General features: G+C 72.2%; 14 protein-coding genes and 1 pseudogene. 12 read left to right on the top strand and 3 right to left on the bottom strand.

The features are described from left to right. Nucleotides 1–8 precede the first annotated feature (8 nt). The 11 genes from uppS (at nucleotide 9) to lpxB (ending at nucleotide 11,256) form a co-directional block, all read left to right on the top strand. Nucleotides 9–788 (top strand): polyprenyl diphosphate synthase, encoded by a 780-nt coding sequence (gene uppS, locus EEY80_RS13530; protein ID WP_126977216.1) that lies wholly within the window; start codon nucleotides 9–11, stop codon nucleotides 786–788. Beyond that, a complete protein-coding gene (locus EEY80_RS20500; protein ID WP_235829844.1) occupies nucleotides 785–1,651 on the top strand; it encodes a phosphatidate cytidylyltransferase in 867 nt (288 codons plus the stop codon). Before uppS ends, EEY80_RS20500 begins: the two co-directional genes overlap by 4 nt. After that, nucleotides 1,648–2,829, top strand: a complete 1,182-nt coding sequence (gene dxr, locus EEY80_RS13525; protein WP_268885656.1) for a 1-deoxy-D-xylulose-5-phosphate reductoisomerase — start codon at nucleotides 1,648–1,650, stop codon at nucleotides 2,827–2,829. Before EEY80_RS20500 ends, dxr begins: the two co-directional genes overlap by 4 nt. A 32-nt stretch (nucleotides 2,830–2,861) precedes the next feature. Next, nucleotides 2,862–4,214 (top strand): RIP metalloprotease RseP, encoded by a 1,353-nt coding sequence (gene rseP, locus EEY80_RS13520; RefSeq protein WP_126977212.1) that lies wholly within the window; start codon nucleotides 2,862–2,864, stop codon nucleotides 4,212–4,214. A gap of 107 nt (nucleotides 4,215–4,321) precedes the next feature. Then, the gene (locus EEY80_RS20125) at nucleotides 4,322–4,480 is read left to right on the top strand and encodes a hypothetical protein (protein ID WP_164738257.1); all 159 of its coding nucleotides are present in this window, start codon (nucleotides 4,322–4,324) and stop codon (nucleotides 4,478–4,480) included. A gap of 277 nt (nucleotides 4,481–4,757) precedes the next feature. Beyond that, complete coding sequence (gene bamA / locus EEY80_RS13515; protein ID WP_126977210.1) at nucleotides 4,758–7,076, top strand: outer membrane protein assembly factor BamA; 2,319 nt, start codon at nucleotides 4,758–4,760, stop codon at nucleotides 7,074–7,076. A 62-nt stretch (nucleotides 7,077–7,138) separates the two neighbouring features. Beyond that, nucleotides 7,139–7,822, top strand: coding sequence for an OmpH family outer membrane protein (locus EEY80_RS13510; protein ID WP_205749121.1), 684 nt, complete (start codon nucleotides 7,139–7,141; stop codon nucleotides 7,820–7,822). 168 nt (nucleotides 7,823–7,990) lie between these two features. Further along, nucleotides 7,991–8,491, top strand: coding sequence for a 3-hydroxyacyl-ACP dehydratase FabZ (gene fabZ / locus EEY80_RS13505; RefSeq protein WP_126977206.1), 501 nt, complete (start codon nucleotides 7,991–7,993; stop codon nucleotides 8,489–8,491). Nucleotides 8,492–8,495: 4 nt separating this feature from the next. Then, nucleotides 8,496–9,290, top strand: coding sequence for an acyl-ACP--UDP-N-acetylglucosamine O-acyltransferase (lpxA, locus tag EEY80_RS13500; RefSeq protein ID WP_126977204.1), 795 nt, complete (start codon nucleotides 8,496–8,498; stop codon nucleotides 9,288–9,290). Further along, entirely contained in the window at nucleotides 9,287–10,108 is an 822-nt protein-coding gene (locus tag EEY80_RS13495; RefSeq protein WP_126977202.1) for an LpxI family protein, read from the top strand. Before lpxA ends, EEY80_RS13495 begins: the two co-directional genes overlap by 4 nt. Then, complete coding sequence (gene lpxB, locus EEY80_RS13490) at nucleotides 10,105–11,256, top strand: lipid-A-disaccharide synthase (protein ID WP_126977200.1); 1,152 nt, start codon at nucleotides 10,105–10,107, stop codon at nucleotides 11,254–11,256. The genes EEY80_RS13495 and lpxB overlap by 4 nt, the downstream gene beginning before the upstream one ends. Nucleotides 11,257–11,327: 71 nt before the next feature. Here the strand turns inward: lpxB and EEY80_RS13485 are convergent, their stop codons facing one another. From EEY80_RS13485 to EEY80_RS13475, 3 genes are read right to left on the bottom strand one after another with little or no spacing between them, the layout of a single operon-like run. After that, the gene (locus tag EEY80_RS13485; protein ID WP_126977198.1) at nucleotides 11,328–12,005 is read right to left on the bottom strand and encodes a uracil-DNA glycosylase; all 678 of its coding nucleotides are present in this window, start codon (nucleotides 12,003–12,005) and stop codon (nucleotides 11,328–11,330) included. A gap of 24 nt (nucleotides 12,006–12,029) precedes the next feature. Further along, nucleotides 12,030–13,049 carry an anthranilate phosphoribosyltransferase gene (gene trpD / locus EEY80_RS13480; RefSeq protein WP_126977196.1) on the bottom strand — a complete coding sequence of 340 codons (1,020 nt, stop codon included), beginning with the start codon at nucleotides 13,047–13,049 and terminating at the stop codon, nucleotides 12,030–12,032. Beyond that, nucleotides 13,046–13,657 (bottom strand): anthranilate synthase component II, encoded by a 612-nt coding sequence (locus EEY80_RS13475; protein WP_126977194.1) that lies wholly within the window; start codon nucleotides 13,655–13,657, stop codon nucleotides 13,046–13,048. Before EEY80_RS13475 ends, trpD begins: the two co-directional genes overlap by 4 nt. Before the next feature lie 234 nt (nucleotides 13,658–13,891). On the opposite strand from EEY80_RS13475, the pseudogene EEY80_RS13470 reads away from it, so the two are divergent. Then, a pseudogene (locus EEY80_RS13470) lies at nucleotides 13,892–14,542 on the top strand (hypothetical protein); the annotation flags it as partial.

Raw genomic sequence — 14,542 nt, 5'->3', positions numbered from 1 at the left:
AGGCGCCGATGGCGGCCAAGGACGTTGACGACAGGGCAGGGCGCGCCGCGGCCACGGGGCCGGGCGAGGGCGGCCGCGCACCGTGTCCGCCGCGTCACGTCGCGATCATCATGGACGGCAACGGACGCTGGGCCACCTCGCGCGGCTGGCCCCGGCTGGTGGGCCATCGCAAGGGGGCCGAGCGGGTCAAGGAAATCGTCCGCGCCTGCCCCGATCTGGGCATCGACTGGCTGACCGTCTATGCCTTCTCGACCGAGAACTGGAAGCGCTCCACCGAAGAGGTGCTGGGCCTGATGGGCATCTTCGCCCGCTATATCGAGAAAGAGGCCGATGCCATGTCGGCCGAGGGCGTGCGCCTGCGCTTCATCGGCGCGCGCGACCGGCTCGACCCGCGGCTGCAGCGGCTGATGGCGGGGATCGAGACCCGCACCGCCCCCAATGCCCGCGTCAACTTCACCGTGGCGATCAACTATGGCGGGCGGGACGAACTGGCCCGCGCCGCCCGCCGTCTGGCCGAGGATGTGGCGGCAGGCCGGCTCGATCCCTGCGCGGCGGACGAGGCGGCGCTGGCCGCGCGGCTGGACACCGCCGGGATGCCGGACCCGGATCTGGTGATCCGCACCTCGGGCGAGACGCGGACCTCGAACTTCCTGCCCTGGCAGTCGGCCTATGCCGAATACGAATTCTCGCCGGTCCTCTGGCCCGACTTCACCCCCGAGGTTCTGGCCGGGATCCTCGGCCGCTTCGGGCTGCGCGAACGCCGGTTCGGCGGTGTGCTGACGGGATGAGCGGCCCGGACCCAGCCGGCCCGCCCGCCGGCCCTTCCCGCGGTCGCTGGGCCGATCTGGGGCCGAGGCTTGCGTCGGGCGTGGCGATGGCGGGCGGCGGGCTGGCGCTGATCTGGCTGGGCGGCTGGTGGTTCGCGGGGCTCGCCGTCGCGGCATCCGGGCTGATGATCTGGGAACTGGCGGCGATGCTGGCCCGCGCCGCGCCCGCCGGCGCGCGGCGGATCGGCCTGCTGGCGGCGGCCTGCCTGCTGGCGGCGCTGGTGCTGGCGCGGGTCTGGCCGGGCTTCGGCGGCGGCGTCGGTTACTGGGGCTGGGGCTGGGGCGGGCTGATGCTGGCGCTGCCGCTGCTGGCCGGCCTTACCCTGCCGATGCGCGACCGGGCGATCTGGCTGATCTATGGTATCGCCGTCCTGCAGGCGGCCTATGGGCTGGTATCCTTCCGCGCCGATCACGGCGTGGTCTGGCTGGCCTGGCTGGTGCTGGTGGTGGTGGCGACCGACATCGCGGGCTATTTCGCCGGCCGGCTGATCGGCGGGCCGAAGTTCTGGCCGCGCGTCAGCCCGAAGAAGACCTGGGCCGGCACGGCCGGCGGATGGGTGGCGGCGGCGCTTGTGGGCGCGGTCTTCCTGACCTTCACCGATGCCGGGCCGGACCTGCCCTGGATTTCCGCCGCCGTCGCGCTGGCCTCCCAGATGGGCGACATCGCCGAAAGCGCGATCAAGCGCCGCGCCGGGGTCAAGGACAGTTCCACCCTGATCCCCGGCCATGGCGGGCTGCTCGACCGGTTCGACGGGTTGCTGGGGGCGGCGCTGATGATGCTGCTCGTGGCGCAGGTCGTCGACGTGCCGGAGCTGCGGCTGTGACGCGCCGGATCTCGATCTTCGGGGCGACCGGCTCCATCGGCGAGAGCACCTTCGACCTGACGATGCGGGCGGGCGGGCCGGGGGCCTTCCACACCGTCGCGGTGACCGGGGCGCGCAACACCGCGCGCCTGGCCGAGATGGCGCGCGCCCTGCGGGCCGAGGTCGCGGTGACCGCCGATCCCGGCTGCCTGGCCGACCTGCGGGCGCGCCTCGCCGGCAGCGGGATCGAGGCCGCGGCCGGCCCCGCCGCGCTGGTCGAGGCCGCCGACCGCCCCGCCGACTGGGTGATGAGCGCGATCGTGGGTTTCGCGGGCCTGCCGCCGGGGCTGGCGGCGCTGCGCCACGGCGCGACGCTGGCGCTGGCCAACAAGGAAAGCCTCGTCACCGCCGGCCCGCTGCTGATGGAGACCGCCCGCCGCCACGGCGCCACCATCCTGCCGGTGGACAGCGAACATTCCGCCGTCTTCCAGGCCCTGACGGGCGAGGACATCGCCTGCGTCGAGCGGGTGATCATCACCGCCTCGGGCGGGGCCTTCCGCGACTGGCCGCTGGACCGGCTCGCCCGTGCCACGGTGGCCGAGGCATCCAGCCATCCGAACTGGGCGATGGGCCAGCGCATCACCATCGACAGCGCCTCGATGTTCAACAAGGCGCTGGAGGTGATCGAGACGCGCGAGTTCTTCGACATCGCGCCCGAGCGGATCGAGGTGCTGGTGCATCCGGAATCGCTGGTCCATGCGCTGGTGGGGTTCTGCGACGGCGGGCTGATGGCGCATCTCGGCGCGCCGGACATGCGCCATGCCATCGGCTATGCGCTGAACTGGCCGACCCGCGCGCCCCTGCCGGTGGCACGGCTGGACCTGGGCCAGATCGGGCGGCTGACCTTCCGCGACCCGGACCCCGCGCGCTATCCCGCGCTGCGGCTGGCGCGCGAGGTGATGGCCACGCGCGGCCTGGCGGGGGCGGTGTTCAACGGCGCCAAGGAGGCGGCGCTCGACGCCTTCATCGCTGGCCGGCTGCCCTTCACCGGCATGGCCGCGGTGGTGGAACGGGTGCTCGCGCGAATGTCAGCCCAAAGCGGTCTTGGAAATGCCGACATCACGCTCGATAACCTCTGCGACGCCGATCGCGAGGCCCGCGCATTGGCAAGGGAATGCACCGGCGCCCGGGTGGATTGAACCGGGCCGTCAGGTCGATTTGAGGAAGACAGTTGGACATTGCATCGCTTCTCCCGTCCTTCGGCAACCTTCTCTATACGGTGGGGGCCTTCGTCGTCGCCCTGTCGATCATCGTCGCGGTGCATGAATACGGCCATTACATCGTCGGCCGCTGGTCGGGCATCCGGGCCGAGGTGTTCAGCCTCGGCTTCGGGCCGGTGCTGTTCTCGCGCAAGGACCGGCACGGCACGCGCTGGCAGGTGGCGGCGCTGCCCTTCGGCGGCTATGTGAAATTCCTGGGCGACGCCAATGCCGCCTCGGCCGGGCCGGATGACGCGGCGATGGCGCGCCTCTCGGCCGAGGAGCGGCGCCACACCATGCATGGCGCGCCGCTATGGGCGCGGGCGGCGACGGTGGCGGCGGGGCCGGTCTTCAACTTCGTGCTGTCGGCGCTGATCTTCGCCACCGTCTTCATGACCGTCGGCTTCGCCACCGACACGCCGACGGTCGGGCGGCTGCTGCCGCTGCCGGGCGGCACGGGCGAACTGGCGGCGGGCGACACGATTCGCGCCGTCGAGGGGCGCGCGGTCCCGGACTACACCACGCTTCAGGAGGTCGGCGAGGATCTGGCCGACCGCGACAGGCTCGCCTACAGCGTCACCCGCGACGGCGCCGAACTGGCGCTGACCGGCCCGGCCGTCAGCCCGCCGCGCATCGTCTCGGTCGCGCCCGAGTCCGCCGCGGCCGCCGCCGGTCTGGCCAAGGGCGACGTGATCCTGTCGGCCGAGGGCCGGCCGGTGCGCAGCTTCCGCGAATTGCAGGGCATCGTCACCGAAGCCGGGGGCGAGGAGATCGGGCTGCAGGTCTGGCGGCCGTCGGAGACGGGCGGGGGCAGCACCTTCGACACCCGGCTGTCGGCGCGGCGCACCGACCTGCCGCTGCGCGAGGGCGGGTTCGAGACGCGCTGGCTGATCGGCGTGGGCGGCGGGATGTTCTTCGAGCCGGTGACCCGCACCGTCGGCCCCGGCGAGGCGCTGGTCGAGGGTGCGCGCGAGGTGGGCTTCGTCATCCGCTCGTCGCTGTCGGCCTTCCGTCACATGCTGACCGGGGCGATCTCGTCCTGCAACCTGCGCGGGCCGATCGGCATCGCCGAAACCTCGGGCGCGGCGGCCAGCGCCGGCCTGTCGGATTTCTTCTGGTTCGTGGCGGTGCTGTCGACGGCGGTGGGGCTGATGAACCTCTTGCCGATCCCGGTGCTGGACGGCGGGCACCTGATGTTTCACGCTTGGGAATGGGCCTCCGGCCGGCCGCCCTCGGACCGGTTGACGGGGGTGCTGATGACGATGGGTCTGGCCATCGTTCTGGCGCTGATGCTGTTCGGGCTGACCAACGACCTGCGCTGCTAGGCCCGCCGTCCGGAACGCCCGCCCCGGCCGCGCCCGGCGGACGCCAAACTCGCGCCACAATCGCGCGCTAGCCCTTTGCCCGTGGATCAGGGTGGAGGGCCCCCGACATGTACGCTATCGCGAAAGGCGCCCGCGGCCTGTGGCTGCTGGTCGATCTGAACTGGGAACGCGTGGCCACGCCCATGGCGATTCTGGTCGGCCTGGTGGGCGGGGCAGCGATCGGCGCCGAACTGCTGCAACTGGTGCCCGGCCCGCTGCATCCCTGACCCGGGCGCCGCCCGCCAGGGGCCGCCGTCCCCCGCCGCCGCGCGGCTTTCCGCCCACGCCGACCCGGTTTGCCCGCCCGTGACCCGTTCTCAGGGCCCGCGACTGCTGCACCGGTGCCGCGGTCGCGCCCGCCCGTCGCTCCGGACCGCGCGCTTGTTTTGACAAGCCATAGCGTTCAAGCTACTCACGACCCGGAAGATATCGCGAAAAGACGGAGAGGGACGGATGGGCAGTGAGCAGAACGTCTGCGGCGGCAGGCGGACGAGTCGCCGGCTGATGTCGCGCCCCGCCCTTGCCCTGTCGGCGGCGCTGCTGTGCGGAACCGCGATGCCGGTCACGACCTTCGCGCAGGGCTACAGCTTTTCGGCCGTGCAGGTGCAAGGGAACGACCGGATCGATGCCAACACGATTCTCTCCTATGCGGGTATCGCGCGCGGCGCCTCGGTCTCGGCCGGGCAGCTGAACGACGCTTACCAGAACATCCTGAACTCGGGCCTCTTCGAGTCGGTCGAGGTCGTGCCCTCGGGCAACACGCTGGTGATCCGGGTCGTCGAATACCCGACGATCAACGTGATCGACTTCGAGGGCAATGCCCGCGTCAACGACGAACAGCTGCAGCAGGGCATCCAGTCCCGCCCCGGCCGCGTCTTCTCGCCCCGGCTGGCCGAGGCCGACGCCGCCTCGATTTCCGAGGCCTATGCCGCCGTGGGCCGGACCGCCGCCCGCGTCGAACCCAAGGTCATCCGCCGCGAAGACAATCGCGTCGATCTGGTGTTCGAGATCAGCGAGGGCCGCATCAACGAGATCGAGCGGCTGTCCTTCACCGGCAACCGCGACTTTTCCGACCGCCGCCTGCGCGAGGTGCTGAACACCAAGCAGGCGGGGCTGCTGCGCACCTTCCTCGGCAGCGACACCTATGCGCAGGACCGCATCAACCTCGACCGGCAACTGCTGTCCGACTTCTACCAGTCGCGCGGCTATGCCGATTTCCAGGTGCTGGGCATCACCACCGAATATTCGGAAGAGCGCGACGCCACCTTCGTGGTCTTCAACCTGCGCGAGGGCCAGAGCTTCCGCTTCGGTCAGGTCCGCGTCCTGTCCGAGGTGGATGGCCTGCCGGCGGATGAGTTCGTCAGCGCCCTGCGGGTGCGCAGCGGATCGACCTATTCGCCGAACACCGTCGACAATGCCATCACCCGGATGGAGAACGTGGCGCTGCGCAAGGGGCTCGACTTCATCCGCGTCGAGCCGCGCATCACCCGGAACGAGGCGGCAGGGACGCTGGACGTCGATTTCGTCGTCACCCGCGGCCCGCGCGTCTTCGTCGAACGCATCGACATCGAGGGCAACGCCACCACGCTCGACCGCGTGATCCGGCGCCAGTTCCGGTCGGTCGAGGGTGACCCCTTCAACGAACGCGAGATCCGTCAGGCCGCCGAACGCATTCGCGCGCTCAACTACTTCTCGGATTCCTCGGTCGACACCCGTCAGGGATCGGCGCAGGATCAGGTCATCGTCGACGTAAACGTAACCGAACAGCCGACCGGCTCGCTGTCCTTCGGTCTCAGCTACGGCGTGGACAGCGGCGTGGGTCTGGCGCTCAGCTTCAACGAGTCGAACTTCCTCGGCCGCGGGCAATTCCTGGGCGTGTCGATCAACACCACGGATTCGACCCAGAATTCCAGCATCACCTTCGTCGAGCCCGCCTTCCTCGACCGCAACGTGGCGCTGCGCTTCAACGCCTACTACCGCGTGTCGGACAACGAGAACGCGGATTACTCGATCCGGCTGATCGGCCTCGACCCCTCGATCGAATTCCCGCTGACCGAGGCGACGCGCCTGCAGCTTGGCGTGAAGATCGGGCAGGAAGAGCTGTACGACATCGACACGTTCAACAGCTCGCGCATCCTCGTCGCCGAAGAGGGCAGCCAGGACAGCTTCGGCCTGTCCTACCAGCTGAACTATGACAGCCGCCGCAACGGCATCAACCGGGATGGCGGGGTCGTCCTGCGCTTCGGCCAGGAATTCTACGGGCTGGCGGGGGATGTCGAGGCGATCAAGACCTCGTTCTTCGTCGGCAGCGAGTTCCGCACCTTCCGCGACACCTGGACGGTGCGGTCGGAATTCGAGGGCGGCGTCTTCACCGCGCTGAACGGCACGAATTCGCGCGTGACCGACCGCTATTTCGGCAGCGAGATGCGCGGCTTCGAAAGCCGGGGCATCGGCCCGCGCGACCTCGACGTCGCCAACGAGGATCCGCTGGGCGGCAACTACTTCGCCGTCGCCCGGATCGAGGCCGAATTCCCGATCGGCGTGCCCGAGGAATACGGCGTCTCGGGCGGCCTGTTCATGGACGTGGGCTCGGTCTGGGGCCTCGACGACACCTCGGGCGGTCTCGACACGGGCTGCACCGACCTCGACGGCGACGGCGGCTGCACCGTCGATGACGACATGTACGTCCGTTCGGTGGTGGGCGTGTCGCTGTTCTGGACGACGCCGATCGGTCCCCTGCGCTTCAACTTCTCGAAGGCGCTGCAGAAAGAGGACTACGACATCGAGCAGAACTTCGACCTGACCGTCTCGACCCGGTTCTGATGCCGGGCAGGGGCGGGGTCCGGGGCGGGGTCCGGCACCGCCTGCCGCGCATGGCGGCCCGGATGCTGGGTGTGGCGCTGCTGGCCGCGGTTCCGGGCGCGGCGCTGGCGCAGCAGGGGGGCGGGTCCCAACCGCCGGACCTTTCGCCCGGCGTCGGCCTTGCGCCGTTTTCCGGCGCCTTCCCCCTGGGCAACAGCCTCGGCGCCAGCCAGATCCTGACGCTCGACGAGGACCGGCTCTTTTCCGGATCGCTGTGGGGCAAGCGGGCCGAGCGCGAGATCGCCGAGGCCTCGGCCGCGCTGAACGCCGAAAACCGCCGGATCGAGGCGCAGCTTCTGGCCGAGGAGCGCAGCCTGACCGACCGCCGCGCCACCATGGACCCCGAGGCGTTCCGGCTGGAGGCCGACGCCTTCGATACCCGCGTCACCGGCATCCGCGAGGCGCAGGACCGCAAGGCCCGCGCCGTGACCCGGCAGCGCGAGGCCGAACGCCGCGCCTTCTTCGCCGCCGCGCTGCCGGTGCTGTCCCAGGTGATGCGCGAGCGGGGCGCGGTGGTGATGCTCGATGCGCGGGCGATGTTCCTGGCCGACCGGGACGTGGACGTGACCGACGAGCTGATCGCCGCCGTGGACGAACGGCTGGGCGAGGGCCGGGCGCCGGACGCGACCGAACCCGCGCCGGAGACATCGGAAACGGCGGTCCCCGAGGCCCCCGCGCCGCAGCCGGATGCCCCGGAAGCGCCCTGAGCGCGCCCGGGCTGCACCGGACCGACGGGCGGCGACGGGCCTGCCGGGACGCCGCGCGCTTGCCTCGCAGGGACCGAGTTGCTAACTGGTCCGGGACGCTGCGGTCGCCGCGGCCATCCGAAGCCCAAGGTCCGCCACGCCGGACTCCGATCTGACAAGGACCGTCCCATGACCGAGGCCGCCACCGAGACCGCCGACCGCAAGGCCGCGCGCGCCCCCTATCCCGCGACCGAGGCCGACATCCACCTGATCCAGCGGATCATCCCGCACCGCTATCCCTTCCTGCTGATCGACAAGGTCCGCGACATCGTGCCGATGCAATCGGCGGTGGGGATCAAGAACGTCACCTTCAACGAACCGCATTTCCAGGGCCATTTCCCTGCCGCGCCGATCATGCCGGGCGTGACCATCGTCGAGGCGATGGCGCAGGCCTCGGCGGTGCTGGTGGGCGTGTCGATGAACATCGTCGACAAGGAACTGCTGGTCTATTTCATGGGGATCGACGCCTGCAAGTTCCGCCGCAAGGTGATCCCGGGCGACGTGCTGGAACTGCATGTCACGGTGAAGCGCGGGGGCGGCAAGATCTGGAAGTTCGAGGGCCGCGCCACGGTCGAGGGGCAGCTGGCCTGCGAAGCGGAATTTACCGCGATGATGGACCTGCAGGGCTGACGCGATGGCCATCGACGCAAGCGCAGAGGTCCATCCCTCGGCGGTGATCGAGGCGGGGGCCAGCATCGGTCCCGGCTGCCGCATCGGCCCCTTCTGCCATGTCGGCCCCGAGGTCGAACTCGGCCCGGGGGTGGAGCTGAAAAGCCATGTCGTCGTCACCGGCTGGACCTCGATCGGCGAGGAGACGGTGGTCTTTCCCTTCGCGACGCTGGGGGGCATCCCGCAGGACCTGAAATACAAGGGCGAGCGCACGCGGCTGATCGTCGGCCGGCGCAACCGGATCCGCGAATGCGTGACGATGAGCACCGGCACCGAGGGCGGCGGCGGCGTGACCCGGGTCGGTGATGACGGGCTCTACATGGCCTCGGCCCATGTCGCCCATGACTGCACCATCGGCGACCGGGTGATCCTGGTGAACAACGTGGCCATCGCCGGCCATTGCGTGCTGGAAGACGACGTGATCGTCGGCGGCCAGTCCGGCGTGCATCAATGGGTGCGGATCGGGCGCGGCGCGATGATCGGCGCGGTGACGATGGTGACGGCGGACGTGATCCCGCACGGGCTGGTGCAGGGGCCGCGCGGGATGCTGGACGGTCTGAACCTCGTGGGGCTGAAGCGGCGCGGCCATGACCGGGCCGACATCCATGCGCTGCGCGACCTCTACGAGGCGCTGGCGGCAGGCAATTTCCGCGAAACCGCCCGGGCCCGGCAGGGCGAGGCGGGCGAGGGCACGCTCGCCGCCGAGGTCATCGACTTCATCCTCGGTCCCTCGGACCGCAGCTTCCTGACCCCGCGATGACGACGGCGGTGATCGCCGGGACGGGGGCGCTGCCCGGCCTGCTGGTCGCGGCGCTGACGCGAGCGGGCGAGCCGGTGCTGCTGGCCGAGATGGAGGGCTTCCCGGCCAGCGTGCCGGGCGTCACGCCGCTGCGCTTTCGCGTCGAACGGCTGGTGCCCTTCCTGGCAGACCTCGCCGATGCCGGGGTGACGCGGGTGGTCTTCGGCGGCGCGGTGCGCCGGCCGCGGCTGGACCCGGAACTGTTCGACAACCGCACCGCCACGCTGGTGCCGCGCCTGCTGGCCGCGATGCAGGCGGGCGACGACGCGACCCTGCGCGAGGTGGCGGCGATCTTCGAGGACTGGGACCTGCCGGTGGTGGGCGCGGCCGAGGTGGCGCCCGATCTGGTGCCGGGTCCGGGGCTGCTGGCCGGCGCGCCCACGCCCGGGGACGAGGCCGATGCCGCCCGGGCCGCCGCCATCGTCGCGGCGCTCGGCACTGTCGATGTGGGGCAGGGCGCGGTGGTGGCGCAGGGCCTGTGCCTTGCGGTCGAGGCACTGCCCGGCACCGACGCGATGCTCGACTGGGTGGCAGCCACAGGCGCGGGCCTGCGCCCCGATCCGCGCGGGGCGCGCGGCGTGATCTACAAGGCGCCGAAGCCCGGACAGGACCGACGGATGGACCTGCCCGCGCTCGGCCCCGAGACGGTCCGCCGCGCCGCCGCCGCGGGACTGGCCGGCCTCGCCTGGGAGGCGGGGGGCGTGCTCCTGCTCGACCGCGACGCCACGGTCGCGGCGGCAGAGGCGGCGGGGCTGTTCCTGTGGTCGCGCCCCGCATGAGCGGCCCGCGACTGTTCCTCATCGCGGGCGAGGCCTCGGGCGACGGGCTCGGCGCCGCGCTGATGGCGGGGATGCGGCAACTGGCGCCGGAAACGGCCTTCGCCGGTGTCGGCGGCCCGGCGATGCAGGCCGAGGGTCTGGCCAGTCTCTTCCCGATGGAGGAACTGTCGGTCATGGGCCTGGCCGAGGTGCTGCCCCGCTACTTCGACCTCAAGCGCCGCATTGCCGAGGTGGCGGCGGCGGTGATCGCCGCGAAGCCCGACGCGCTGATCGGCATCGACAGCCCGGATTTCTGCCTGCGCGTCGCGGCGCTGGTGCGGCAGGCCGACCCCGGCCAGCGGATCATGCACTATGTTGCACCCTCGGTCTGGGCCTGGCGGCCGGGTCGGGCGGCGAAGATGGCCCGCCATGTCGATCATGTGCTGGCGCTTTTGCCCTTCGAGCCGCCCTATATGCAGGCCGCCGGCATGACCTGCGATTTCGTCGGCCATCCGGTGGTGGCCGAGCCGCTGGCGACGCCCGAACAGGCAGCGGCCTTCCGCGCCGCCCATGGCATCGCCGCCGATGCGCCGCTGGTGCTGGCCCTGCCCGGGTCGCGGCGGGGCGAGGTGACGCGGCTCGCCCCCCGCTTCGACGAAAGCCTGATGCGCCTGCGCGACCGGGTGCCGGAGATGCGGGTGGTCCTGCCCACGGTGCGCGGCGTCAGCGCCATGGTGCGGGCGATGGCCGCGCGCTGGCCGGTGGCGCCGGTCGTGGTGGAACGCCCGGAAGACAAGCGCGCGGCCTTCGCCGCTGCCGATCTGGCGCTGGCGGCCTCGGGCACGGTCAGCCTGGAACTCGCGGCCAATGCGACGCCGATGGTGATCGCCTATGACATGGCCTGGGCCACGCGGATGTTGCTGGAACGGATGGTCCGGCTCGACACGGTGACGCTGGTCAACCTCGTGTCCGAAACCCGCGCGGTGCCGGAATTCCTCGGCACCCGCTGCCGGCCCGACCTGATCGCCCCGGCGCTGGTGCGGCTGGCCGATGACGGCGGCGGGCGCGAGGAGCAGATGGCGGCGATGGCGCTGACCATGGACCGGCTGGGCCGGGGCGGCGAGCCGCCGGGCCTGCGCGCCGCCCGCTCGGTGCTGGCGCACCTCTGAGCCCCGCCTGCGCGGGCGCCCCCATCTTCTGTTCCCCAATATCCCGGGGGGAGGCGGCCGCAGGCCCGCCCTCACCGCCCGATCCAATCCACCGGTGCCTCGCCCCGCGCCTCCAGCCAGGCGTTGATTCGGCCGAAGGGGCGCGAGCCGAAAAACCCGCGCCGAGCCGACAGCGGCGAGGGATGGGCGCTCGACAGGATCAGATGCGCGCCCTCGGGCGGGGGTTGCAGCGCGCGGGCGGCCTTCGCGGCGTGATTGCCCCATAACAGCACCGCCAGCGGCCGCGCGGTCGAGACATCGGCCAGAACCTCGGCCGCCAGCCGGTCCCAGCCCCAGCCCGCATGACCCCCGGCCCCGCCCGGCGGGACGCTGAGCGCGGTGTTCAGCAGCAAGACCCCCTGCCGCGCCCAATGCGACAGGTCGCCGTCGCGCGGGCAGTCGCCCAGATCGTCGCGCATCTCGCGATAGATGTTGGCCAGCGACCGGGGCAGCGCCACGCCGGGCGCCACCGAAAAGGCCAGCCCGTTGGCATGGCCGGGCGTCGGATAGGGGTCCTGGCCCAGGATCACCGCGCGCACCCGGTTGCGCGGGGTCAGCGCCAGCGCCGCGAAGCGCTGCGCCGCGGGCGGCAGCGCCGCAGGCTCCCCGGCCAGCCGGTCGCGGATCGCGGGCCAGTCGCGGGCGAAGAAGGGCAGGTGGCCCCAGCCCGCGGCCGCGACCTCGGGCGGGATCGGCGCGGGATCGGTCATCGGCGGCGGGTCATCTGCGACGGGTCATGCCGCCACGGGGGTGACGGCGGCCAGCGCCGCCAGCCGCGCCGCCGCCGAGCCGCTGTCGAGGCTTTCGGCCGCCAGCGCCGCGCCCTCGCGCAGGTCGCCCGCGCGCCCCGCCACCAGCAGCGCCGCCGCCGCGTTCAGCAGCACCGCATCGCGATAGGCCCCGGCCTCGCCCGACAGCAGCCGGCGGAAGGCGGCGGCATTCTCGACCGGCGTGCCGCCGAGGATCGCCTCGAACGGATGCACGGGCAGGCCGGCCTCTTCGGGATGGACCTCGAATTCCGTCACAGCGCCATCCGCCAGCGCCGCGACCCAGCTCGGGCCGCAGATCGACAGCTCGTCGGTGCCGTCGCTGCCATGCACCAGCCAGGCCCGGTCCGACCCGAGCCGGCCCAGCACCTCGGCCATAGGCCGGATCCAGTGGCGGGCGAAGGCGCCGGTCAGCTGCCGCCGCACCCCCGCCGGATTGGTCAGCGGCCCCAGCAGGTTGAACACCGTGCGCGTGCCCAGTTCCACCCGCGGCCCGCCGACATGGCGCATCGCCGGGTGATGCATCGGCGCCATCATGAATCCGATCCCGGCCTCGGCCAGCGCGCGTTCCACCGCCTCGGGGCCGACCATGACATTGATCCCCATCGCCGTCAGCGCATCCGCCGCGCCGGACTTCGACGACAGGTTGCGGTTGCCGTGCTTGGCCACCGGAACCCCGGCACCGGCCACCACGAAAGCGGTGGCGGTCGAGATGTTCAGCGTGCCCTTGCCGTCGCCCCCGGTGCCGACGATGTCCATCGCGCCCTCGGGCGCGCGGACCGGCAGGCATTTCGACCGCATCACCGCGGCGGCGGCGGCGATTTCCTCGACCGTCTCACCCCGCGCGCGCAGCGCCATCAGCAGTCCGCCGATCTGCGCAGGGGTCGCCTCGCCCTCGAACAGCGCCTCGAAGGCCATCGTCGCCTCGGCCCCGGTCAGCGGGCGGTCGGCGGCGGGGCCGATCAGCGGCTTCAGCCGGTCGCTCATGCCGGGACCGCCATCGACGGCACCGGACCCGAGGCGATACCGGCGAGGTCGAGGAAGTTCTTCAGGATCAGGTGCCCGTGTTCCGAGGCGATGCTTTCCGGGTGGAACTGCACGCCCTCGATCGGCAGGTCGCGGTGGCGCAGGCCCATGATCGTGCCATCCTCGACCCAGGCGGTGACCTCCAGGCAGTCGGGCAGGGTCGCCCGGTCCACCACCAGCGAATGATAGCGGGTGGCGAGGAAGGGCGAGGGCAGGCCGGCGAAGACGCCTTTGCCCTCGTGGAACATGGTGCCCATCTTGCCATGCACGATCTCGCCCGCGCGGACGACCGTGCCGCCGAAGGCCGCGCCGATGGTCTGGTGGCCGAGGCAGACGCCGAGCAGCGGCGTGCCGGTTTCGGCAGCGGCGGCGGTCAGGGCCAGGCAGATGCCCGCCTGCGCCGGGTCGCAGGGCCCGGGCGACAGCACGATGCCCGCGGGGTTCATCGCCATCGCCTGCTGCACGTCGAGCGCGTCGTTCCGCCGCACGACGACATCCGCCCCCAGCTCGCCCAGATAATGCACGAGGTTGTAGGTAAAGCTGTCGTAATTGTCGATGAGCAGCAGCATGTCCGCGCCTTCGCTGGCTGGTGGCGCCGGCGCGGCGGGCGCGCGGACGCGGGGATGGCGATCCCGGTCGGGGTGGGGCTATAGATGCAACTCAACCGGGGCCGGGGTCAAGGGCGGGCGACGGTGGCGGGCGACGGCGGGGGGTCTTGCGCGGGACGCGACGCCCCCGCAGGATGCGGGCAGCCGGAAGGGCAGGGCATGAAGGCCAGAGGGGTAGGGCATGAGGGGCAGGGCATGAGCGGCGCCGTGATCCGGAGCATGGCGGGCGGCCTTGTCGGAGGCGCGGTGCTCGGCGGCGTGGTGCTGTTCGCGGCCTCGCTGTCCCTGCCGCTGCCGGACCGGCCGGGCGCGACGATGGCGCGGGCCGTTCCGGAGGCGGAGGCGCCGCCGGCCGCGGTGGCCGAGGCGCCCCCCGCGGCGCCCGAACCGGCGGCCGGACCCGGAACCGCGCCGGTGGCGGAACCTGCCCCCGTGACCGAGGACGTGCCGCCGGAAACGGAGATGGCGGCGGCGCCCCCGGCCGCGGAGGACCCGGCCGCGGAGGCACCGGCCGGGGATCTCCCCGCCGAGGCGGTCGCCGAAATGCCCGCCGCAGCGGCGCCCGCAGCGGCGCAGCCCGACACCGGCACCCCCGACACCGGCACCCCAGAACCCGCCACTCCCGAGACCGGCATCGTCGCCACCCCCTATGGCAGCGAATTCGCACGGGGGCGCGACGACCTCGCGCCGCGCCTGCCGGGGCTGGAATCCGCGCCCTCGGGCGGGGCCGCCTCGGGGGCGCCGGCCGTGCCGCTGGCCGAGCGCGAGTCCCCGGTCCCGCCCGCACCCGGACCGGCGCCGATGCCCGAGGCCAGCGCCGCGGCGCCCGAGGCGCCGGCCGAACCC

It is taken from the genome of Frigidibacter oleivorans, from assembly GCF_003993775.1.
In the GTDB taxonomy this organism is placed as follows: Bacteria; Pseudomonadota; Alphaproteobacteria; order Rhodobacterales; family Rhodobacteraceae; genus Frigidibacter; species Frigidibacter oleivorans.
This window is presented reverse-complemented; position numbering and strand designations above follow the sequence as displayed.